Origin of the sequence: Lysobacter niastensis (assembly GCF_015453285.1) — a bacterium.
Lineage (GTDB): Bacteria > Pseudomonadota > Gammaproteobacteria > Xanthomonadales > Xanthomonadaceae > Lysobacter_J > Lysobacter_J niastensis.
Genome location: NZ_JADLZT010000002.1, coordinates 441,108 through 463,777 on the forward strand (window position 1 = coordinate 441,108; position 22,670 = coordinate 463,777).

The following is a 22,670-nucleotide window of genomic DNA, read 5'->3' on the forward strand; positions in this document are numbered from 1 at the left end:
CCTCCTCACCAGTCGGCGCCGATGTTGAGGTAGATCTCGTACTGCGAGTCCGGATCCTTCAGGCCGTGCGCGATATCCAGCCGCACCGGCCCCACCGGCGAGCGCCAGCGTACGCCGACGCCGACGCCGGTGTGGATGTCGGGCGTGTCGTCGAAGGCGTCGCCGGCATCGACGAAGGCCGCGCCGCCCCAGGTGTCGTTGATGTAGTGCTCGAACTCGACCGAGCCGGTCAGCACGTTCTTGGCACCGAGTGCGTACTTCTTGCCGTCCGAACCGATCGTGGTCGGGCCGACTTCGCGGAAGGCATAGCCGCGGATGCTGCGGTCGCCGCCGGCGAAGAAGCGCAGGCTCGGCGGCATGTCGACCAGCGCGTTGGTGAACGTGCCACCGGCCTCGGCGCGCAGGATCAGGCGATTGAAGGCGCCCAGGCCGCGGTACCAGCGGCCGATACCCCAGGCCTGGGCGAAGTTGGCGTCGGAGCCGACGCCTTCCAGGCCGCCGCGCACCTCGACCGTGATGCCCAGGCCGTTGCGCGGGAAGATGCGGTCGTCGGCATCGATGTACTCACCGCGCAGCGACGGGTACAGGAAGGTCGCGTAGCGGTATTGCACCGGTGTGGTTTCGTCGTTGTCGTCGTCGGCCACGTACGACCAGCGCTCGCGCAGCGCGTGCAGCGAAGCCACGGCGTTGAGGCGACGGTTGATCTGGCCGCTGCGGCTGCCGACGAACTCGACCTTTCGGATGTCGATGTAGTCGCTCTGCTCGTCGTAGTACTGGCCGCTGATCGTGAACCAGCCGTCCAGCCAGGCGAAGGCCGGGATGCGGTACTGCGCGGTCGCGGTCTTGCGCGTCTCGGCCCAGTCGATCTGCCCCAGCGCCTTGTGGCCGCGGTCGTTGACGTAGCGGCGCTCCATGCCCAGGCGCACGCCGGCGCCACTGTCGGTGCCGTAGCTGAGGCCGGCGGTGTAGACCGTGCGCTTGGCCGGCGTCAGCGTCACCGCGACCGGCACTTCGTTGTCGACGGCCGCCTCGGGCCTGGTCTCGATCTCGATGCTGGAGAAGTAATCCAGCCGCGTCAGCGACTCGCGGAAGCGGTCGAGCTTGCCCTGGTGGTAGTAGCTGCCCTGTTCCCAGTACACCAGCTTGTCGAGCAGGCTGTCGCGGATGATGTGCTTGGGCGTCTGCACGAAGGTAATCGGGCCCATGTCGTAGCGGCCGCCGCTGGACCAGACCAGGTCGATGTCGGCGGCGCGCTCGGCGCGGGTCACCTCGACCTGGCGCGAGGAGAAGTCGGCGTCGAAGTAGCCGCGCTCGGCCAGGCGCCGGGTGATGCGGGTCTTGCTGGCCTCGTAGGCGGCGTGGTCGAACACGTCGCCCTGCCGGGGCTTGAAGGCCGCAAGGTCCTCGTTGAGGTAACGGTCCTCGCTGCCTTCGCCGAGGATGGCGATGTCGGCCCGGCGCACCCGCACCGGCTCGCCCAGGGTCACCTTGATCGCCACCGTCAGCGCGTCGCTCTCGCCGATGCGCTCGACCTCGATCTGTGGCGAGTAGTAGCCGAACGGCTCCAGCGCCTCGCGGGTCTCGTCCTCGGCCTCCCGCAGCAGGTAGGCCAGGCGGCGCCCGGAAACCTCCTTGCCGATGGTGTCGACCAGCGACAGCGCGCCATGGACATTGAGGGTCTTGGTCTCGTCCAGCCCCTGGATCTGCACGCCCGTGACCTTGGCCGCCTGTGCCGCGCCGCTCGCAGACAGGATCAGGGCGGCAGCGAGCAAACGGCAGGGCGTGGGGGGCATCGCATCAGGATAACGGACCGTCATTGCCGTCGAGCTGTTTCCTGAACAGGGATGGGTATGACCTGAGTCAGTTGCGTCATTCGTTAAGAAGTCGTAAGCATGTGATTAAGGTCGCATTTGCTTCGGGGGGCGCGCGGCCGGAACGGAGCATCACTACTTCATAACGAGGGAAATCTTGTGAAGAAGAAACTGTTGTCAGCCGCCATCTGCACCGCCCTAGTCGCACCGTTCGCTGTCGGTGCCGCCCACGCCCAGGACTCGCAGCAAGCCACCGACATCGACAAGGTCGTCGTCACCGGTTCGCTGATCCCGCAGGTGGAAGTCGAGACCGCCACCCCGGTCCAGACCATCACCGCCGAGGACATCCAGCGCCAGGGTTTCCGTGACGTCTACGACGTGTTGCGCTCCCAGCCGCTCGCCACCGGCGCCGTACAGGACGCGCAGTTCAGCGGCTTCACGCCCAGCGCCGAGCCGATCAGCCTGCTGGGTCTCGATCCCGGCTTCACCCTGGTGCTGATCGACGGCCGTCCGATCGCAGACTACCCACTGCTCTACAACGGCCAGAGCAACTTCGTCGACCTCGCCAGCATCCCGACCTCGATGGTCGAACGCATCGACATCGCGCCCGGCAACCAGTCGGCGATCTACGGTTCCAGCGCGATCGCCGGCGTCGTCAACATCATCCTGAAGAAGCGCGTCGACGGCACCAGCCTCGGCCTGCGCATCGGCGGTTACGAGGAGGGCGGCGGCGGAAACGTGCGCTTCCAGCTGACCGGCGGCCACAGCGCCGGCAACTTCGACCTGGTCTACGGCCTGCAATACATCGACCAGGATGCGATCTACGGCTTCGATCGCAAGGACTTCGACTCCACCAACGACAATCCGGACCCGACCCTGCGTTTCGGCTCGCGCACGTTCCTGCGCAGCCTCGGCAACGGGCGCTACATCGATCCGGGTGCGGCGACCTGCGCCGGCCTGGGCAACCTGTACAACAGCACCACGATCTATGACACCCGCCCGGGCCGCGGCAACTACTGCGGCAGCCGCGCCGAGCCGGGCTTCAGTTCGATCCAGAACAAGGAAGAGGCGATCGCCGGTTACCTCAACGCCGGTTACGACCTGTCCGACAATGCCGAGCTGTACGGCATGCTGCTGGTCAACCGCGCCAAGACCGAGAACAACGGCGGCTCGCGCTTCTGGCAGCCGTCGATCGACACCGGCGGCTTCATCATCAACGACAACACCGGCCGCTTCGAGAGCTTCCAGCACATCTTCGCGCCGGAAGAAACCGGTGGCCTCGACACCAACAACGAGCGCATCACCAGCGATTCGTACAACTTCGCCGCCGGCGTGAAGGGCACGTTCGGTTCGTCGATGTGGGACTACGACGCCTATTACGCCCGCTCCGAGTACAAGGTGAAGAGCCGCCAGCTGTGGGCGCTGAAGGCCGAGATCGAGGACTTCTTCCGCGACCAGTTCCTCGGTCCGCAACTCGGCGAGTACTACGGCTATCCGATCTACGCGCCGAACGAAGCCGCGTTCTACCAGGCGCTGACGCCGGAGCAGTACCGCAGCTTCAACAGCGAGATCAAGTCGGACTCGGAAACCTGGACCCACAACCTCAACTTCCAGCTGACCAACACCGAGCTGTTCAACCTGCCGGCCGGCCCGGTGGGCTTCGCCGCGGTGCTGCAGGTGGGCGAGCAGTCGTGGGAAAACCCGACCGATCCGCGCGTGGTCAACGGCGAGTTCTGGGGCCTGACCGGCACGCAGGGTGCGGGTGAGCGCACCAACGAGGCCGTCGCGATGGAGTTCCGCGTGCCGATCTTCAGCATGCTGACGGCCAACGCCTCGGTCCGCTACGACCACTACAAGAACAAGGGCCTGAACTCGGACGACGACACCACGTACAAAGTGGGCCTGGAGTTCCGTCCGATCGAATCGCTGCTGTTCCGCGGCAACTACGCGACCGCGTTCAAGGCGCCGGACATGGCCTACGTGTTCGCCGGCGACAGCGGCTTCTTCACGTTCGTCACCGACTACTACCGCTGCGCCACCGAAGAGCCGGGCGTTCCGATCGACGAGTGCACTTTCAGCGGCAGCGAGCAGGTGTTCGGCAACCGGTCGGGCAGCCCGGACCTGCAGTCGATCACCGCCAAGTCGTGGGGCTACGGCGTGGTGTGGTCGCCGACGCCGAACTTCGACATCAGCGCCGATTACTACAACATCAAGATCGACAACAAGGTCTCCGACATGAGCCTGGACCAGCTCATGCAGACCGAAGCGGCCTGCCGCCTCGGTGACCTCGACCCCAGCTCGCCGACCTGCGTAGACGCGCTCGCGCGCGTCGGCCGTGCATCCGCCACGGCGCCGGAACCGTTCCAGGTGCAGAGCATCGAGACCAACCCGATCAACATCTCCAAGGAAGAGGTGTCGGGCATCCTCGCCAGCGCGAACTATCGCTGGAACACGGATGGCTGGGGCACGTTCAGCGTCGGCTTGCAGTACAACGTGACGCTCGACCACGAAAGCCAGCAGTTCCCGCAGGATCCGGTGATCGACCTGCTGAGCGAGCCGTTCTATTCGTCCGAGTTCCGCACCATCACCAGCCTGTCGCTGGGTTGGAACACGGACAAGTGGAACGCCACGCTGTACACGGTCCGCTACGGCCAGACGCCGAACTTCGAAGCGCAACTCCTCGAAGAAGGCTACGAGGGCAGTCTGGACGCCAAGCGCGTCGACGCCTACTACCGCGTCAACACCACGCTGGGCTACCAGTTCACCGAAAACGCGTCGCTGACGCTGACCGTGAACAACCTGCTCAACGAGGATCCGCCGGACGATCCGACCTGGACGACCTACCCGTACTACAACATCTTCAACTACAGCGGTTACGGCCGCTCGTACATGCTGGAGATGAACTGGCAGTTCTGATTTTCCTGCCAGGGATGTGGAAAGGCCGGCGCAAGCCGGCCTTTCTTTTTGGGGCACCGCAGGCGACGAGTCGAGGAGATGCGGTGTGTGCGGTGGCTCAGTCCGCCTGCAACGCCTGCAACAGCGGCTGCAGCTGGGCATCGTAGCGCTTCCACTCGGCAAGGCCGCGCTGGTGGATGCCCTCGCGCACCTGTGGGCTGCTCAGCGTCGCCACCGGCGCGGCATTGCGTGACAGATCGACGCAGTCGGGCTCGAACGCCAGGTCGCAGAACTCGAACACCTTGCGCGCCATCGCTTCCGGATCGGCCACCAGTGTCTGGTAGTCGACATCGAGGATTCGCCCCGGCATCGCCGCGTGCCAGTGATCGACCAGTCGCCGGTAGTTGCGATGGTGCTCGGCGAGCGTGTCGAGCGAATAGCTGTACGGATAGGCGTCGCCGAACAGCGCGCGGTAGTTCGAGAAGCACACATCCATCGGGTCGCGCGACAGGTGCAGGATCTTCGCCTGCGGCAGCGCCTTGGCGATCAGCCCGGCGGCCTGCAGGTTCGCCGGCAGTTTGTCGACGTAATAGCGGTGTCCGCCCGCGCGCCACTGCGTCTGCACGAGGTAGCGCCGGCCGATCTCGGCGAAGTCCAGTTCGCCCAGCCGCGACACCAGCGACTCGTCGAGCATGCTGCGGCCGGGCCGATCGGCGGCCCAGCGCAGTTGATGCGCGAAGTCGCTCAGTTCGCCCGCCGACACGACCTGCGAATGGTTGCCGAGGATGCGATCGAGCACGGTCGTGCCCGAGCGTGGCAGGCCGACGATGAAGATCGGCATCGGCCCTTCGTGCACGGCATCCATCGGACGCAGCATGTCGGCGTCGCAGGCGGCGATCAGCGCATCGTAGAGACGCGTCTCGCGAATCGGTTCGTGCTTCAGGCGTGCATGCATGATCGCGTTGGCACGCTGCAATGCCGGCCAGGCTGCGCCGAAATCGCCGAGGTCCTCGAGTTCCTTGTACAGGGCGAACTCGAACGCGGCATGGTCCTCGGTGCCGCGTGGAACCTTCGCCAGCTGCGCGCGGATCGTGTCGAGATGGTTGCGCTCCGGCGTCTGCCTGCGCAGGCGGGCGAGGGTGAGCGAAGCGCGTCCGTAGGTGGGGCCGAGCCGCAGGCAGCTCTCGAGCTCCTCCTCCGATTCCTGCATGCGCCCGTTGAACTGCAACTGGATGCTGCGGAAATACCGGAAGTCGGCGTTGTCAAAACCGCACTCGCGCGCCCGATCCATCATCGCCAGCGATTCGGGATGTTCGCCCAGCATCTGGTGCACGTGCGCCAGCGTCGCCAGGATCGAACCGTCGCGACAGCGCGCGACAGCGGGGTGGCGCAGGCAGTCGCGCGTCGCCAGCGATTCGCCGACACGCATCAGCGCCTGCGCGACGCGGCACACCGTGGCGGCGTCGTCCGGAAGATGCCGCGCCGCGTGCAGCAGGTGCGTGGCGGCGTCGCGCAAGCGGTCGCCGGCGAGGATCACGCCGGCCAGCAGCACCCGCGCCTGCACCTGGGCCGGATCCGCACGCAGCACCGACTCCAGCTCGCCCCGCGCCGCGACCATGTCGCGCCTGGCGATGGCGGCCTGGGCGCGCTGCCAGGCATCGGCGCCGGATGTCGGCAAGGTCAGCCTGACAGGTGCTCGATCGCGGCGACGCTGCCGAGGCGATCCGACAAGCGCTTTAGCAGTGCGAGGCGGTTGTTGCGCACGCGCAGGTCGTCGACGTTGACCATCACGCCGTCGAAGAACGCATCGACCTGCGGGCGCAGGCGCGCCAGCCGGCCGAGCGCGGCGACGTAGTCGCGGTTCTCCAGCAGCGGGTCGGTGTCGGCGATCGCGGCCTCGACCGCCTCGGCCAGTTCGCGCTCGGCGCCTTCGGCGAACAGCGCCGGTTCGACCGTGCCGGGCACGTCGCCTTCGGCCTTCTTCAGGATGTTGCGGATGCGCTTGTTCGCGGCGGCCAGTGCTTCAGCCTCCGGCAGCTTGGCGAACTCGCCGATCGCCTGCAGGCGGCGGTCGAAGTCGGGCAGCGATACGTCGGTGGCGAAGCCGCGCACCTTGCTCGCAGTCGCTTCGAACTGCAGCGCGGACACGCCGCGCTCGTCGAAGTAGGCGCGCAGGCGGTCCAGCACGAACTCGAAGATATCGTTGCGCGCGTTCTCCGACTTCATCGCGGCGCTCGGATGCACCGGCTGCAGCGCGACGGCCTCGTTGATCAGCTGGCGCAGGTCGAGGTCGAGCCTGCCTTCGATCAGCGTGCGTGCCAGGCCAAGCGCAGCGCGGCGCAGCGCGAACGGATCCTTGTTGCCGCTCGGCTTCATGCCCTGGTTGAAGCAGCCCGCCAGCGTGTCCAGGCGTTCGGCGATCGCCACCACCTGGCCGAGCTTCGAAGGGGCGATCGAGTCGCCGGCGAAGCGCGGCATGTAGGCTTCGTCGATCGCGTCGGCGATGGCCAGCGGCTCGTTCTCGACGGCGGCGTAGTAACGGCCGGCGATGCCCTGCAGCTCGGGGAACTCGCCGACCAGGCGCGACTGCAGGTCGGCCTTGGACAGCTCGGCTGCACGGCGTGCCTGTTCCGGATCGATGCCGAGTTCGGCGGCGATGGTTTCGGCCAGCGCGGCCACGCGCACGACCTTGTCCGCGATGGTGCCGAGCTTGTCCTGGTACTTCACCGTCGCCAGGCCCGCGCCTATCGAGGCCAGGCCCTGCTTCATGTCCTCGACGAAGAAGAACTTGGCGTCGGAGAAGCGCGGACGGATCACGCGCTCGTAGCCCTTGCGGACTTCGGCAGCGTCCTTCGATTCGATGTTGGCGATGCCGACGAAGTGCTCGCTGAGCTTGCCGGCGCCGTCGAGCACGGGGAAGAACTTCTGGTTGGTTTCCATCGTCGCGATGAGCGCTTCCTGCGGCACCGCGAGGAACTCCGGCTCGAAGCTGCACGCGACCGCGCGCGGCCACTCGGTCAGGCCGTTCACTTCCTCGAGGATGCCATCGTCGATGCGCGCGCTGCCGCCGGCGGCGCGGGCCGCGGCTTCGACTTCCTGCACGATGCGCTGGCGGCGTTCGTCAGGATCGACCAGCACCTTGGCGCCGCGCAGCGAATCGACGTAGTCCTGCGGCGTGCTGAACCACACGAGCTTGTCGTGCATGAAGCGGTGGCCGCGACTCATGCGGTCGCTGGTCACGCCGAAGAGTCCGGCCGGCACCACGTCGTTGCCCAGCAGCAGCACCAGCCAGTGCACCGGACGGGCAAAGCCGTAGTCGTGGTCGCCCCAGCGCATCGGCTTGGGGATCGGCATCGCCGCGATCGCCTCGCGGACGATCTCCGGCAGCAGCTCGGCCGTGCGCGCGCCCGGCTTGGTCGCGCGATGGACGAAGCGCTCGCCCTTGGCGTCGCTGGTCTTCTCGAGCTCGGTCCATTCGATGCCGGCCTTGGCCGCGAAACCCTGCAGCGCCTTGGTCGGCTGGCCGTCGGCGTCGAGCGCGATGTTGAGGTACGGGCCCAGCACTTCCGACTTCTGCTCGGGCTGCTCGGTGGCGACGCCGGGCAGGCGCACCGCCAGGCGTCGTGGCGTGTACAGCGGCTTGGCGCCTTCGCGGTCGAAGGCGATGCCACGTTTGGCGAGGCCGTCGATGACGCCATCGAAGAACGCCTGCGCCAGGCCCGGCAGCGCCTTGACCGGCAGCTCTTCGGTGCCGAGTTCGATCAGCAGCGGTTGCATCGCGCCGTTGGACATCGTGTTGCCCGACATCACGCGGCCTCCTGGCCGTGGGCCTTCTTCAATACGGGGAATCCGAGCTTCTCGCGCTGCGCGTGGTACGCCTCGGCGACGCCCTGGGCGATGCGGCGCACGCGCAGGATGTAGCGCTGGCGTTCGGTGACGCTGATCGCGCGGCGCGCGTCGAGCAGGTTGAAGCTGTGGCTGGCCTTGCACACCTGGTCGTACGCCGGCAGCGGCAGGCCCAGCTCGATCAGCTTCAGCGCCTCGGCTTCGCACGCGTCGAAGCGGTGGAACAGCTCGGCCACGTCGGCGTGCTCGAAGTTGTAGGCCGACTGCTCGACTTCGTTCTGGTGGTAGACGTCGCCGTAGGTGACCGGCGTGCCGTCAGGTCCATGGGTCCAGACCAGGTCGTAGACGTTGTCGACGTTCTGCAGGTACATGCACAGGCGTTCGAGACCGTAGGTGATCTCGCCCAGCACCGGCTTGCACTCCATGCCGCCGGCCTGCTGGAAGTAGGTGAACTGGGTGACTTCCATGCCGTTGAGCCAGACCTCCCAGCCCAGGCCCCAGGCGCCGAGCGTCGGCGATTCCCAGTTGTCCTCGACCAGGCGCAGGTCGTGCACCAGCGGATCGACGCCAAGCGCCTTGAGCGAGTCGAAGTACAGCTCGACGATGTTGTCGGGGCTGGGCTTCATCGCCACCTGGTACTGGTAGTAGCGCTGCAGGCGGTTCGGGTTCTCGCCGTAGCGGCCGTCGGTCGGACGGCGGCAGGGCTGGACGTAGGCGGCGTTCCACGGCTCCGGGCCGAGCGCGCGCAGGAAGGTCGCCGGATGGAAGGTGCCGGCGCCGACCTCGAGGTCGAGCGGCTGGATCAGCACGCAGCCCTGCTTCGCCCAGTAAGCGTTGAGGCGCTGGATCAGTTCCTGGAAAGTCGGGGCGGCGGACGCGCTGGACATGGTCTCGATGGGGGTGCTGCAAAGCGCGCTAGTATAGCGACGGGCCCTGCGATTCTCGGCCCGTACTGCCTTCAGCACGACCCCGCAACGCCCTGCCGACGCCGCCGTGAGCCATCCCCATAACCGGCCCTTTCTGATCCTCGAAACCGGCCAGCCGGTCGCCTCCATGCGCCGTCATCGCGGTTTCCCGCACTGGATCCGCGTCGCCGCCGGATTGGAGGCCGACGACGCCGTGGTGGTGAACGTGCAGGCCGGCGAGACGCTGCCGACGCGCGATGGCTTCGCCGGCACGATCATCACCGGTTCGGCGGCGATGGTGACCGAGCGCCACGACTGGAGCGAACGCAGCGCGGCCTGGCTGCGCGACGCCGCGCAGGCCGGCATGCCGCTGTTCGGCATCTGCTACGGCCACCAGCTGCTGGCGCACGCGCTCGGCGGCGAGGTCGGCGACAACCCGGCCGGGCGCGAGATGGGCACGATCGACCTGGAGCTGCATCCGCACGCCGGCCAGGACCCGCTGTTCGCCGGACTGCCGGAGCGCTTCCCGGCGCAGGCCACGCACCTGCAGACCGTGCTGCGCGTGCCCGAAGGCGCGACCGTGCTGGCGCGGTCCAGCCAGGATCACGTGCACGCCTTCCGCTGGGGCGATCGCGCCTGGGGCGTGCAGTTCCATCCCGAGTTCAGCGCCACGCACATGCGCGGCTACGTGAATGCCCGCCGCGATGCGCTCAGCCGCGAAGGCCGCTGCCCGAAGGGCGTCGCCCGCGGTGTCAGCGCCACGCCGCAGGCGCGCCATGTGCTGCGGCGTTTCGTCCGCCACGCGCGTGGCCTGGCGCATCACGCATCACGCGCGCACGACTGATTTCGCGCTTCCCCCATCGCCCCCATCAGGAAAGGAAAGGTCCCAGGATGACGCAGGTTCGCAAGGTGCCGCTCAATGCCGGCGCGGAATGGTTGCTGGGCGGCTTTTCGCTGTGGCGCCGCGCGCCGCTCGCGTTGGGATTGCTCGGCCTGATCTGGGGCGGCATTTCGGGCCTGGCATCGGTGACCGGACAGCTTTGGCTGAGCCTGCTGCTGGCCCTGCTGGGGCCGATCCTGTTCGCGGGCGTGGTCTACGCCGCGCGCGAAGTCGACCAGGGCCGCAAGGCCTCGCCGGCGCACCTGGTGCAAGGCCTGCGCGAGGGCAAGGGGCCGCGCCTGATGGCGATGCTGCTGCCGCAGCTGGTCGCGCTGCTGGTCGTCGCGCTGTTGCTGGTGGTGATGATCGGCGGCGAGCAGATGCAGCACATCGTCCAGGTCATGGAACAGATGCAGACCAACCCGGACCCGAAGCTGGCCGAGACGCTGCCGGCGGGGCGCATGTTCGCCTGGCTGCTGGCGGCGCTGGTCGTCGGCGTGGTCGCCGGCTTCTTCACTTTCGTCGCGATCCCCGACGTGATGTTCACCCAGCGCGGTGCCATCGAGGCGATGCGCCTGAGCCTGCGTGCGTGCCTGCGCAACCTGGGCGCGCTGGTGGTGATGTTCGTGCTGCTGCTGATCGCGATGGTGGCGATCAGCATCGCTGTCAACCTGCTGGTGGTGCTGCTGGCGTGGCTGGTCGGGCAGCCGACGGCCGTGTTCGTCGGCCAGTTGGTGCTGATGGCGGTGATCATCCCGGTCATGGCCGGACTCGTGTACTACGCGTGGCAGCAGATGCTGGGCGGCGACGTGCCGCCGCCGGTGCCAGCCACGCATGCCGCAGGCGGCATCGAAGTCTGACGGACCGCCCGACCGGGCCCGGAATCAAAAAGAGGCGCGCCACTGGCGCGCCTCTTTTCTTTGGGCAATAAAAAGCCCCGCGGGCAGGGGGGGCCGGCGGGGCTGCGGAACGGCACCTGGGGAGGGGTAACCGTTCCTGGGATCACTCCAGGGGAGGGAGAGATCGGCGACAGGCGTTGCACCTGTCGCGGTCTATATGACCATCCAGTACATGGATGGTTCGTGAAGATCCCCGTTAAGAAATTGTTGGATTCAGTAGTGATTCATTGACTGAAAACGTTTTATGTGCCGCGTTCCCCGTTCATTTGCTTCATACATGAAACGCGCCACCCGATAGGGTGAATGCCGCTCAATGCGCCTCGTCCCAGTTGGCGCCGATGCCGCTGTCGACCACCAGCGGGACCCGCAGCTGGGCGGCCGCTGACATCCTGGCCTTGGCCTCGGTGAGCAGGGTGTCGACGAAGGCCTCCTCGACCTCGAACACCAGTTCGTCGTGCACCTGCAGGACCATGCAGGCCTTCTGCGCATGATCGTGCAGCCAGCCGTCGATGGAGATCATCGCGCGCTTGATGATGTCGGCCGCGGTGCCCTGCATCGGCGCGTTGATCGCCGCACGTTCGGCTCCCGCGCGCAGGCCCTGGTTACGGGCCTGGATGTTTTCCAGGTACAGGCGGCGCCCGAAGACCGTCTCGACGTAGCCGGTCTCGCGCGCCTGCTGGCGGGTGCGCTCCATGAAATCGCGCACGCCGGGGTAACGGCTGAAATACAGGGCGATGTAGTCCTGCGCCTCGCCGCGGGCGATACCGAGCTGGCGTGCCAGGCCGAACGCGCCCATGCCGTACATCAGGCCGAAGTTGATCGCCTTTGCGGCACGGCGCTCGTTGCCGGATACCTCGTCGAGCGACGCCTTGCCGAACACTTCGGCGGCGGTGGCGCGGTGGATGTCGGCGCCCGATTCGAACGCGCGCAGCAGGCCGGCGTCTCCGGACAGGTGCGCCATGATGCGCAGCTCGATCTGCGAGTAGTCGCAGGCCACGATGCGGCGCCCCGGCGGCGCGACGAAGGCCTGGCGGATGCGGCGGCCGTCGTCGGTGCGGATCGGGATGTTCTGCAGGTTCGGGTCGCTCGATGCCAGGCGGCCTGTGGCTGCGCCGGCCTGGTGGTAGCTGGTGTGCACACGGCCGGTGTACGGATTGACCATCTCCGGCAGCTTGTCCGTATAGGTGCTGCGCAGCTTGGCCAGGCCGCGGTACTCGAGGATCACGCGCGGCAGTTCGTGCTGGTCGGCGATCGCCTCCAGCGCTTCCTCGTTCGTCGACGGCGCGCCGGACGGCGTCTTCACCAGTGCCGGCAGCTTCAGTTCGTCGAACAGCAATGCGCCGAGCTGCTTGGGCGAATCCAGGTTGAACGTGCGTCCCGCAAGCTCGGTGGCCTTCTGCTGCGCGGCGAGCATGCGCCGGCCGAGGTCGGCCGACTGCCGTTTCAGTTCCGCGGCGTCGATCATCACGCCATTGGCTTCGATCCTCGCGAGCACCGGCACCAGCGGCATCTCGATCTCGCGATAGACCTTCTCCAGCCCCGGCTCGGCCGCCAGCTTCGGCGCGAGCGCACGATGCAGGCGGTAGGTGACATCGGAGTCCTCGGCGGCGTAGCGCGTGGCATCGTCGAGCGCGACCTGCGAGAACGGAATCTGCTTCGCGCCCTTGCCCGCCACGTCCTCGTACTTGACGGTCTCGTAGCCGAGATAGCGCCTGGCGAGCGAGTCCATGTCGTGACGCGTGGCCGTCGCGTTGTAGACGAAGCTCTCGAGCATCGTGTCGTCGGCATAGCCTTCCACGTCGATGCCGTGGCGGCGCAGCACGTGCAGGTCGAACTTGCCGTGCTGGCCGAGCTTCTTCTTCGCCGGATCGGCGAACAGCGGACGCAGCGCCGCGAGCGAGCGCTCCTGGTCGAGCTGTGCCGGCGCACCGGCGTAGTCATGGCCCAGCGGCAGGTATGCGGCCTGGCCGGGCTCGGTCGAGAAGCTCACGCCGACGATGCGCGCCTGCATCGGATCGAGCGAGTCGGTCTCGGTGTCGAACGCGAACTCGTCCACGGCCTGCAGCCGCGCCAACCACGCGTCGAACTGCTCCTGCGTCAGGACCGTCTCGTACGTGCCCGCTGCTGCCAATGCCGGATCGGCCGGCTCGGCGGCCGCGGATGCGGCGCGTGCATAGCCGGCGGCGGTGCTGCGCAGGCCGACGTTGCGGCCGTCATCGGAGTCGCCACCTGATGCCGCGCCTCCTTCGAGCTCGCGCAACGCCTGCTTGAAACCGTAACGCGCATACAGCCGCCGCAGGTCGTCGGCATGGCGCTCACGCAGCACCAGGTCAGTCGGCGCGCGGCCGACGTCGAGGTCGGTGCGGATCGTCACCAGCGTGCGGTTCAGCGGCAGCCGGGGCAGCGCCGCGCGCAGGTTCTCGCCGATCTTGCCCTTCACCTCGCCGGCCCGCGCCATCACCTCGTCGAGCGTGCCGTACTCGCCCAGCCACTTCGCCGCGGTCTTGGGGCCGCACTTCTCGACGCCCGGCACGTTGTCGATGCTGTCGCCCATCAGCGCGAGGAAATCCACGATCTGGTCGGGGCGCACGCCGAACTTGTCGACCACGGTGGATTCGGAATCCAGCCGGCTGCCGCTCATCGTGTTCACCAGCGCAATGCCCGCGCCGTCCTGGGGCTCGCGCACGAGCTGGGCGAAGTCCTTGTCGCCGGTGGAGATGGTCACGTCGATGCCGGCGGCGGCCGCGTTCACGGCCAGCGTGCCGATCACGTCGTCGGCCTCCACGCCTTCCTGGCGCAGGATCGTCATGCCCAGCGCCTCCACGATCTCGCACATCGGCAGCACCTGCGCGCGCAGGTCGTCCGGCATCGCGGCGCGGTTGGCCTTGTACTCGGGGTAGAGCTCGTCGCGGAAGGTCTTGCCGGGTGCGTCGACGACAAAGGCGACGTAATCCGGCTTCTCCTTCAGCGTCGCACGCAGCATGTTGACCACGCCGAACAGCGCGCCGGTCGGTTCGCCGGCGTCGTTGCTCAGCGGAGGCAGCGCATGGAAGGCGCGGTAGAGGTAGGAAGAACCGTCGATCAGGACAAGGCGTGGCATGGGGAGATTCTAGGGAAAAAGGCCCTGCGACGTTTCGGGGCGGAGCCGCATCCATGAACTGGACGTCTTCGGAGAATCCTGCATGTCCGTCCCGCGCTTCCTCGTGCTCCTGCTGGCCGCGTGCTTCGCGGCGCCGCTGGTTGCCGCCCCGGCCGGCGAGTCTGCGGCCCAGACCATCAGCGTGGATCCGTCCCGCGATGCGCTGCTGCCCACGCGCACGCTGGACGGGCGCCCGCACCTGCTGGTGAAGGCCGCACTGGACGGACAACCGGAGGGCTGGTGGCTCGTCGATACCGGTGCGGCGGGCATGCGCATCAGCGCCGAGTACGCCGCCGCAGCCGGATTGGCGGACGCGGGCTCGGTGCGCGCGATGGCGATCGGTGGTGCGAGCGAGCGCCGGCGCTGGCGCGGCGGTGCGCTGCGGCTCGGGCAGGTCACGTTCCACGGACTGGACTACACCGAGATGCCCAAGCTTCCGGGCATCGAGGACGTCGTGGGCATCATCGGCACCGGCGCGATGTCGCAGGCGGTGTTCCAGTTCGAGCTGGTGCCCGGAGCCCCCAGGGTGCGCGTCTTCGCGCGGCAGTCTCCGCCACTCGCGCGCCTTCCGTGGAAGCCGGTGGCGCTCGATCCGAGGCAACTGGTCATCATCGACGCCATGGTCGAGGACAAGGCCACCGGAAAGTTCCGGATGGACCTCGGCGCAGGCACCGGATTGGCCATGCGCGCGCCGTTCCATGAGCGTCACGAGTTGCGCGAGGGAAGGGAGCTGACGCGACGCCAGGTCCGTGGCGGCGGCGGGCCCATCGATGTGGACGAAGGCCGTCTGGCCAAGGTGGAGGCGCTGGGGGTCTCGGTGGCCGATCTTCCCGCGTTGTTCCTCCCGGAAGCGACCGGCATGCCCGACTCGGGCCTGGACGGGGAGATCGGCATCAAGTTCTTCAGCGGAATGACGCTGTGGCTGGATCTCGGCCAGTCGAGGATGGCGCTGCAACGCAGTTCCTGATGCCGATGCGGCCGGCATGGTGGTGGCGCCATGCCGCCATCACGCGGGCGGCGCATAATGCGTGCATCCATTCCGGAGCCGATTCCATGCGCACCGCCTCCACTGCCTTGCTTGCGCTGCTGTTGCCGTTGACCTTCGCCGGCTGCGCGACGATGGGGGCGGGCGATGATCCGACCGCCGGGCTCGTGAACCCCGAGATTCGTTCGCAGACGCTCGAAGGTGGCGACAAGCTCGACGAATACCGCGTCGCCGGCCAGCTGCGCGTGGTCAAGATCACGCCCGTGCGCGGCCCGGTGTACTACCTCGTCGACAGCAACGGCGACGGCACGCTCGACGCCAGCAAGGGCGAGGGCACCATCTCGCCGGTGCAGTACAAGTTGTTCAGCTGGTGACCGCGGCCCGATGACCAGGCATGACCCGGCCCACGCCGGCCGCGACATCCGCATCCTGACCGCCGAAGCCGACCTGCGCGCCATCTGGCCGCTGGTGCAGCAGTTGCGGCCCGAGTTCGACGAGGACCGTTTCGTCGCGCAGATGCAGCGCCAGATCGGCGATGGCTGCCGCGCGACGGTGCTGTTCGACGAAGGCGGCGCGCCACGCGCGTTCGCGTGCTGGCGGGTGATGGAGATGCTGGCGATCGGCAAGCATGTCTATGTCGATGACCTGGTCACCGACACCACGGTGCGCAGCCGCGGTTACGGCAAGGCGATGCTCGACTGGCTCAAGGCGGAAGCCAAACGCCTGGGCTGCGTGCGCCTGCAACTGGATTCCGGTACGCACCGCCAGGACGCGCATGCGTTCTACCTGCGCGAAGGCCTGCGCATCGAGGCGTTCCATTTCGGCATCGCGCTGAAGTAACGACGCTGCAAAAAAGAAACGGCCCGCCGAAGCGGGCCGTCCTCGCGTCAAGAGCACGCGTCGCTTACTTGCCCGTCACCACGCCGACGCCGGCAGTGGGCTTCCAACCGGCGACGTCCTCGCCCAGTGCGCGTGCAACCTTCGCCATGGCGGAGCAGGCGGTGAAACCTCCCGCCGTCGTGGTGCGCTGCATTTCGAAGTTGTCCACCAGTTCGCCATCTCTCAACAAGCGTCCCTGGATACGCGCCCACTTGGGGCCGGAGAATCCGCCGCCGCCGACGGCGTGCATATTGATGACGGTGATTTCCAGCACCTGGCCGGATTGCCCGGAAAGCGACGAACCCACCGCCTTGATCTTGCCGTTGCTGTTGTCAACGATGCTGTCGCTCAACAGCCTGCCGAGGCTGCACTGCTGACGAAACTCCTCAGAGCCGATTCCGGGCGCGAGTGGAATGTCGGCGGCGATCAGAATCGGGCTGCCCGGGTCAAAAGCCTTGCGGGGCTTGGGGCTTGCCAACTGCTCCGACGGGAGCCACAGCTGCTGCGATCCCGTTATCCCGTTCGCGAGACGACGGACCCATTCGTTGTAGTTCCCGTGGATGTAATCCGTGCCCTTCTTCTTCACGTAGTCGAGATTCTCGCTGGACAGATACGTGATGCTGAAGCCCTTGGAATCGTAGTCGAGTCGCACGTTGGCCACGTGCGTCCGCGGCGCCAGTCGCAGGATCAATGCGCCGGGGCGTTCCTCGGTGATGGAGCCATGGAACGGGCCCAAGGCTTCAATGACGGCTGCCTTCACGTTAGCGGGAGCGGCCGTGCGCTGGCCCTCGCCATCGAACTGGCGGAAGCCCAGGTTCTCGACCGGAGCCAACTTGGCCTCCGCGGCGAAGCTCCCCAGCATGAACAGAACCATCAGCAGCAGTTTCTGCGTTCTCATCAATCGGTCCTTGTTGATGTTTGTGGTTGTTTACCAGCGGCGGAAGATCAACGAGGTGTTGATCCCACCGAAGGCGAAGTTGTTGCTCATCACGTACTCGGTCTGCAGCTCGCGGCCGCTGCCGGCGATGTAGTCGAGTTCGGCGCAGCGCGGATCGGGGTTGTCGAGGTTGAGCGTGGGCGCGAACCAGCCCTCGCGCATCATCTCGATGCTGATCCACGCTTCCAGTGCGCCGCAGGCGCCGAGCGTGTGGCCCATGTAGCTCTTCAGCGAACTGAAGGGCATGCGCGAGCCGAACACCTGCGCGGTCGCCGTCGATTCGGCGATGTCGCCGTGGTCGGTGGCGGTGCCGTGCGCGTTGACGTAGCCGATCGCTTCCGGCGGCAGTCCGGCATCTTCCAGCGCGAGCCGCATCGCCACCGCCATCGTCTCGGCACTGGGCTGGGTGACGTGCTGGCCGTCGCTGTTGGTGCCGTAGCCGACGAGTTCGGCCAGGATCCTGGCGCCGCGCGCCTGCGCGTGCTCCAGGTCTTCCAGGATCAGCGTGCACGCGCCCTCGCCGAGCACCAGGCCGTCGCGCGCCGCGTCGAACGGGCGCGGCGTCAGCGACGGCTCGTCGTTGCGCACGCTGGTGGCGAACAGCGTGTCGAACACCGCCGAGGCGGTGGCGTCCATCTGTTCGGAACCGCCGGCCAGCATCGCGACCTGCTTGCCGGCGCGGATGACTTCGTACGCTGCGCCTATGCCCATGCTGCCCGACGTGCAGGCGCTGGAGGTGGTGATGACGCGGCCGGTGAGCCCGAAGAACACGCCGATGTTCACCGGCGCGGTGTGGCTCATCATCTTGATGTAGGTGGTGGCGTTGATGCCGGCCGTGGTGTGCTCGTTGAGCATGCGGCCGAAGTCGCCGATCGCCGAATGCGTGCCGGCCGACGAACCGTTGGACACGCCGACGCGGCCGCTGGTGAGCACGGGGTCGCCAAGCAACCCGGCATCTTCCAGCGCCAGTTCGCTGGCGCGCACGGCCATCAGCGCGACCCGGCCCATGCTGCGCATGGTCTTGCGGTTGTAATGCGCCGGCAGCTCGAACGGCGCGGCCGGCGCGGCGAGCTTGGTGTTGAGGCCTTCGTAGATATCCCACTCGTCGATGCGCTGGACCGCGTTGCGGTAGCTGCGCAGATGGGCGCGGATCGACGCCCAGTCGTTGCCGAGCGGGCTGATGCCGTTGACGCCGGTGACGACGACGCGGCGGCTGGAGCTGCTCATCCGACCAGACCTCCGTTCACCGAGATCACCTGGCGCGTGATGTAGCCGGCCTGGTCGGACAGCAGGAACGACACGGCCGCGGCGACTTCCTCGGGCTTGCCGAGGCGGTTGGCCGGGATCAGCTTGAGCGCGTTCTCGACGACCTCGGCGGTCAGCATCTCGGTATCGATCAGGCCGGGCGCGACGCAGTTGACGGTGATGCCACGGCTGGCCAGTTCCAGCGCCAGCGCCTTGGTGGCTCCAATGATCCCGGCCTTGGACGCGCTGTAGTTGGTCTGGCCGCGGTTACCCACCAGGCCCGACACCGATGACAGCGTGACGATGCGGCCGGGCTTGCGCGTGCGCACCATCGGCATCACCAGCGGGTTGAGCACGTTGTAGAACGCGTCCAGGTTGGTGTGGACGACGCTGTCCCATTCATCGCCGGTCATCGCCGGAAACGCGGTGTCGCGGGCGATGCCGGCATTGCAGACCACGCCGTAGTAGGCGCCATGCGCTTCCACGTCCGCGTTCAGTGCGGCACTGGCGGCCTCGCGGTCGGAAATGTCGAACACCAGCACGCGTGCCTGGCGCCCGAGTTCGCGCACCTGCGCGGCCACCGCCTCGGCTTCCTGGACACGGCTGCGGCAATGCACGACCACGTCGAAACCGTCCTGCGCGGCGCGCAGCGCGATCGCCTTGCCGATACCGCGGCTTGCGCCGGTCACCAGCACGGTAGCAGCCTGGCTGGTCGAATCCCCGTTCATCAACTTTCGCTCTCCATGTAGGCCAACGCGTCGGGTGGCTCGAACACCGAGACGTTCGCCGTCGCAATCTCCCTCCCCCTGTCGTCGCCCGCGAGAATGCGGCAGGCGAAAACCCCCAGCCCATTGTCGCCCATCAGCTCGCGCCGCGCCTCCACCCGCAGCAGCGAGCCACTGGCGAACACCGGCACCGAGCATTCGTAGCGGCGCGTGCCGAGCAGGAAACCGATCGGCGGCGGCAGGTCCTGCAGCCGCGCCTGGCAGCCGGCCCAGCAGGCCACGGCCTGCGCCATGTACTCCACGCCGACCCACGCCGGCACGCCGTCCTCGACATGGAACGGGCTCTCGGCCGGCACGCGCAGTTCTACCGTCACGGCGTCGTCGCTCCAGTCGATCACGCGGTCGACCAGCAGCATCGTGCCGCGATGGGGAATGACGTCCTCGATGTCGAAGATGGCCGCCATCTCAGCCCCGTCCGAACAGCAGCGCGGCGTTGCTGCCGCCGAACGCGAAGGAGTTGCTCAGTACATGGCGCAGCGGTCCGGCGGCACGGCGGCCGGGCGCAATCAGGTCGAGCGGGGGCAGTTCCGTATCCGGCTCGCCGTCCCACCAGTGCGGCGGCAGCCGGTGCTCCGGATTGCGCGCCATCGCCAGCCAGCACAGGCCGGCCTCGAGCGCACCGGCGGCGCCGAGCGTGTGTCCGGTCAGCGCCTTGGTCGAACTGGCGGCAACCGCGCCGCCCAGCGTAGCCATCACCGCGCGGCTCTCCATCGCATCGTTCTGCGGCGTCGCGGTGCCGTGCAGGTTGACGTAGTCGACTTCATCCGCGGCAATGCCGCCGCGCGCCAGCGCCTGCTCGATCGCGGCGATCGCACCGGTGCCCTGCGGTTCCGGCGCGGACATGTGGTGCGCATCGGAGGTCTCGCCCCAGCCGGCCAGACGCACGGGGCCGGGTTCGCGCGTCATCAGGAACAACGCCGCGCCTTCGCCGATGTGGATGCCCGAGCGGTTGCCAGAGAACGGGTTGCAGCGCTGCAGCGATACCGCCTCGAGCGCGCTGAAACCGGAGACGGTGAACGAGCACAGCGAATCGGCGCCGCCGGCGATCACCGCGTCCGCCATGCCTGCACGCAGCAGGCGCGCAGCCGACGCCAGCGCTTTCGCGCTCGACGAGCATGCGGTCGAGATGGTCCAGGCCGGGCCGCGCGCGCCGCTCTCGGCGGCAAGGAAGGCCGACGGCGCACCGATCTCCTGCTGTGCGTAGTGGTAGCTCGATGGCCAATCGCCGCGCTCGCGGCGCTCCGGCAGCGCGCGTTCGGCCTCGCCGATGCCCGAGGTGCTGGTGCCGACGATCACCGCGACGCGGTGCGCGCCGAAGCGTTCGATCGCCGCGGCCACCGCGTCTCGGATCTGCGCGTGCGCCATCCGCAGCAGTGCGTTGTTGCGCGTGCGCATCGGCAGCACGCAGTCGGACAGGTCGGGCAGCGCGCCGGCGACTTCGCCGACCGCGAGTTCGCGGCCCGGTGAATACGTGTCGGTCATGGTCACGCCGCGCGGTGCGTCGTGCGCGAACAGCGACTGCGCGACCGCGTCCGGGCCATCGCCCAGTGCGCAGACGATGCCGAGTTCGTTGAGGTAGGCGGCACTCACGGGACTTCGACCTCCTGGCCCACGGATTCGATCTGCAGGCGATAACCCTCGGCGCGATTGTCGAGCAGGTAGCGCCCGGGGCCTTCGCGGTCGACCTGCAACCAGACGATGCCGTCGCGTTCGAGCCGGCGCGTGTGGCCGTCCTCGTTCAGCGTCCATGGCGCCGGCAACGCCGCGCGGATCGCGTCCGCCGGCCACAGCGTGAACTGCAGGTCGGACAGCACGCGCTCGCCACGCACGCTCGGCGGCAGCCACGGCGCGCGCTGTTGCTGCAATTCAGTGCCGTCCCAGCTCAGGCGCACGCCGGACTGGCCCAGCGCCTGCACCGCCAGCCGCACTTCCTGGGCGTCCACTTCGAGCAGTGCATCGAGGTCACGCTGCTGTTGTCCGAAACTGAAATGCAGGCGCTGCTGCACCGACAACTCATGGCCCAGCGCAGACGGCGCCAGCCGAAGTTCCGGCACGGTCACGGCCGCGCGTGGCGGCGCAGCAGCGCATGCCGCCAGCATCGTCGCCAGGATCGTCGCCAGGATCGGGGCTGGCGCGCGCAGTAGGTTCAGGCGCTGCATATCTCTTCCAGCACCGCCAGGCGGCGGCCGGTGTCGGCGACGTAGGGATTCTTCGCATCCCAGGCGTAACCGGCGAGGATCGAGCAGATCATGCGGCGCACGTCGGGCTGCTGCGTCTCGTGGAAGATGATCTTCTGGAAGCCGCCCGCGTACCACGACTCGACGAAACGGCGGAACGTCTGCACGCCGCCGCGCAGCGGGATCGCAAACTCGCGTTCCCAGTCGACGCTCTCGCCGGCGTAGTGGCGCGCCAGGCACTCGCTCGCCAGCTGTGCCGACTTGAAGGCGATGGTCACGCCAGAGGAGAACACCGGATCGAGGAACTCGCCGGCGTTGCCGAGCAGGGCATAGCCCGGGCCCCACAGCGACTTCACGTTGCTCGAATAGCCCATGATCTGGCGCACCGGCATCACGTCCCACTTCGCATTGGCGAGCAGGCGTGTCAGGTTCGGGTCTTCGCCGACGATCGCCTGCAGGCGTTCACGGTCGCTGCCCTGGTAGCGATCGAGGAAGGTCTTCTCGGCGACGACGCCGAGCGAGCAGCGGCCGTTCGAGAACGGGATCGTCCAGTACCACACGTCCACGTGTTCGGGATGCGTGGTAATCAGGATCTTGTTGCGGTCGAAGCCGCTGTCGAGCGGGATGTTGTCCTCGACGTGGGTGAAGATCGCGCCACGCGCCGGGAAGTTCGACGGGGCTTCCAGCTGCAGCAGGCGCGGCAGCAGGCGGGCGAAGCCGCTGGCGTCGAGGATGAAGTCCGCCTCGATCACGTACTCGGTGCCATCCGGGGCGCGCGCGGTGACGCGCGGCGTCTCACCCGGCTCAACCGACAGCACTTCGTGGCCGAAGCGCAGCTGCGCGCCCATGCGCTGCGCGCCCTTGGCCAGCACGTGGTCGAAATCGGCGCGCTGCACCTGGTAGGTGGTGCCCCAGCCCGGCGCGGTCGCATCGCGGAAGAAGCGTTCGCGGAAGTCGAACTCGGTCTGGCGTTCACCGCGCACGAACGAGGCGCCGTTCTTGTACTGGAAGCCGGCCTCGACGACGTCGCGCAGCAGCCCGGCCGCTTCGATGTACTCCATGCTCTGCGGCAGCAGGCTTTCGCCGATCGAGAAGCGCGGGAACTGCTCGCGCTCCAGGATCAGCACCTCGCGTCCCTGCTGGCGCAGCATCGCCGCGGCCACCGAGCCTGCGGGGCCGGCGCCAACGATCAGCACCTGGGTACGTTCCATCGACAGCGTCATGCGTTGATTCCTGGCAAGAGTGGCGTGGCGCCGGGCCACGGTGGAATGAAAGACAAGGGGTGTG

18 protein-coding genes are annotated in these 22,670 nt (G+C 67.7%); 6 read left to right on the forward strand and 12 right to left on the reverse strand.

Going from position 1 to position 22,670, the window contains the following annotated elements:
- Nucleotides 1-5: 5 nt before the first annotated feature.
- Nucleotides 6-1,793, reverse strand: coding sequence for an autotransporter assembly complex protein TamA (locus IU514_RS04770; protein ID WP_194930003.1), 1,788 nt, complete (start codon nucleotides 1,791-1,793; stop codon nucleotides 6-8).
- A gap of 189 nt (nucleotides 1,794-1,982) precedes the next feature.
- Here IU514_RS04770 and IU514_RS04775 point away from each other — a divergent pair, with 189 nt between their 5' ends.
- Nucleotides 1,983-4,727: a TonB-dependent receptor plug domain-containing protein gene (locus tag IU514_RS04775; protein ID WP_386760556.1), complete on the forward strand. Its 2,745-nt coding sequence runs from the start codon at nucleotides 1,983-1,985 to the stop codon at nucleotides 4,725-4,727.
- A gap of 97 nt (nucleotides 4,728-4,824) precedes the next feature.
- Here the strand turns inward: IU514_RS04775 and IU514_RS04780 are convergent, their stop codons facing one another.
- From IU514_RS04780 to glyQ, 3 genes are read right to left on the reverse strand one after another with little or no spacing between them, the layout of a single operon-like run.
- Nucleotides 4,825-6,390: a tetratricopeptide repeat-containing sulfotransferase family protein gene (locus IU514_RS04780; RefSeq protein WP_194930004.1), complete on the reverse strand. Its 1,566-nt coding sequence runs from the start codon at nucleotides 6,388-6,390 to the stop codon at nucleotides 4,825-4,827.
- Nucleotides 6,387-8,483, reverse strand: coding sequence for a glycine--tRNA ligase subunit beta (gene glyS / locus IU514_RS04785; protein WP_194930005.1), 2,097 nt, complete (start codon nucleotides 8,481-8,483; stop codon nucleotides 6,387-6,389). The genes IU514_RS04780 and glyS overlap by 4 nt, the downstream gene beginning before the upstream one ends.
- 29 nt (nucleotides 8,484-8,512) lie before the next feature.
- Entirely contained in the window at nucleotides 8,513-9,439 is a 927-nt protein-coding gene (glyQ, locus tag IU514_RS04790) for a glycine--tRNA ligase subunit alpha (RefSeq protein ID WP_194929928.1), read from the reverse strand.
- Between the two features lie 106 nt (nucleotides 9,440-9,545).
- On the opposite strand from glyQ, the gene IU514_RS04795 reads away from it, so the two are divergent.
- Complete coding sequence (locus tag IU514_RS04795; protein WP_324187779.1) at nucleotides 9,546-10,301, forward strand: glutamine amidotransferase; 756 nt, start codon at nucleotides 9,546-9,548, stop codon at nucleotides 10,299-10,301.
- Nucleotides 10,302-10,348: 47 nt separating this feature from the next.
- Nucleotides 10,349-11,197 (forward strand): BPSS1780 family membrane protein, encoded by an 849-nt coding sequence (locus IU514_RS04800; protein WP_194929929.1) that lies wholly within the window; start codon nucleotides 10,349-10,351, stop codon nucleotides 11,195-11,197.
- Between the two features lie 349 nt (nucleotides 11,198-11,546).
- Here the strand turns inward: IU514_RS04800 and polA are convergent, their stop codons facing one another.
- Complete coding sequence (polA, locus tag IU514_RS04805) at nucleotides 11,547-14,336, reverse strand: DNA polymerase I (RefSeq protein ID WP_194929930.1); 2,790 nt, start codon at nucleotides 14,334-14,336, stop codon at nucleotides 11,547-11,549.
- An 82-nt stretch (nucleotides 14,337-14,418) separates the two neighbouring features.
- On the opposite strand from polA, the gene IU514_RS04810 reads away from it, so the two are divergent.
- From IU514_RS04810 to IU514_RS04820, 3 genes are all read left to right on the forward strand, one after another.
- A complete protein-coding gene (locus IU514_RS04810) occupies nucleotides 14,419-15,342 on the forward strand; it encodes an aspartyl protease family protein (RefSeq protein ID WP_194929931.1) in 924 nt (307 codons plus the stop codon).
- Between the two features lie 86 nt (nucleotides 15,343-15,428).
- On the forward strand, nucleotides 15,429-15,734 hold the full coding sequence (locus tag IU514_RS04815; RefSeq protein ID WP_194929932.1) for a DUF2782 domain-containing protein: 306 nt from the start codon (nucleotides 15,429-15,431) through the stop codon (nucleotides 15,732-15,734).
- Between the two features lie 10 nt (nucleotides 15,735-15,744).
- The gene (locus tag IU514_RS04820; protein ID WP_194929933.1) at nucleotides 15,745-16,200 is read left to right on the forward strand and encodes a GNAT family N-acetyltransferase; all 456 of its coding nucleotides are present in this window, start codon (nucleotides 15,745-15,747) and stop codon (nucleotides 16,198-16,200) included.
- A gap of 64 nt (nucleotides 16,201-16,264) precedes the next feature.
- Here IU514_RS04820 and IU514_RS04825 read toward each other — a convergent pair whose 3' ends face one another.
- The 7 genes from IU514_RS04825 to IU514_RS04855 are packed head-to-tail and all read right to left on the reverse strand — an operon-like array spanning nucleotide 16,265 to nucleotide 22,606.
- The gene (locus IU514_RS04825) at nucleotides 16,265-17,137 is read right to left on the reverse strand and encodes a hypothetical protein (protein ID WP_194929934.1); all 873 of its coding nucleotides are present in this window, start codon (nucleotides 17,135-17,137) and stop codon (nucleotides 16,265-16,267) included.
- A 30-nt stretch (nucleotides 17,138-17,167) separates the two neighbouring features.
- Nucleotides 17,168-18,403 carry a beta-ketoacyl-ACP synthase gene (locus IU514_RS04830; RefSeq protein WP_194929935.1) on the reverse strand — a complete coding sequence of 412 codons (1,236 nt, stop codon included), beginning with the start codon at nucleotides 18,401-18,403 and terminating at the stop codon, nucleotides 17,168-17,170.
- Nucleotides 18,400-19,149 carry a 3-oxoacyl-ACP reductase FabG gene (gene fabG, locus IU514_RS04835; protein ID WP_194929936.1) on the reverse strand — a complete coding sequence of 250 codons (750 nt, stop codon included), beginning with the start codon at nucleotides 19,147-19,149 and terminating at the stop codon, nucleotides 18,400-18,402. The genes IU514_RS04830 and fabG overlap by 4 nt, the downstream gene beginning before the upstream one ends.
- Complete coding sequence (locus IU514_RS04840) at nucleotides 19,149-19,610, reverse strand: hotdog family protein (RefSeq protein ID WP_194929937.1); 462 nt, start codon at nucleotides 19,608-19,610, stop codon at nucleotides 19,149-19,151. The genes fabG and IU514_RS04840 overlap by 1 nt, the downstream gene beginning before the upstream one ends.
- Nucleotide 19,611: 1 nt before the next feature.
- The gene (locus IU514_RS04845) at nucleotides 19,612-20,796 is read right to left on the reverse strand and encodes a beta-ketoacyl-ACP synthase (RefSeq protein WP_194929938.1); all 1,185 of its coding nucleotides are present in this window, start codon (nucleotides 20,794-20,796) and stop codon (nucleotides 19,612-19,614) included.
- Nucleotides 20,793-21,365: a DUF3261 domain-containing protein gene (locus tag IU514_RS04850; protein WP_194929939.1), complete on the reverse strand. Its 573-nt coding sequence runs from the start codon at nucleotides 21,363-21,365 to the stop codon at nucleotides 20,793-20,795. The genes IU514_RS04845 and IU514_RS04850 overlap by 4 nt, the downstream gene beginning before the upstream one ends.
- Nucleotides 21,353-22,606: an NAD(P)/FAD-dependent oxidoreductase gene (locus IU514_RS04855; protein ID WP_194929940.1), complete on the reverse strand. Its 1,254-nt coding sequence runs from the start codon at nucleotides 22,604-22,606 to the stop codon at nucleotides 21,353-21,355. Before IU514_RS04855 ends, IU514_RS04850 begins: the two co-directional genes overlap by 13 nt.
- Nucleotides 22,607-22,670: the final 64 nt, after the last annotated feature.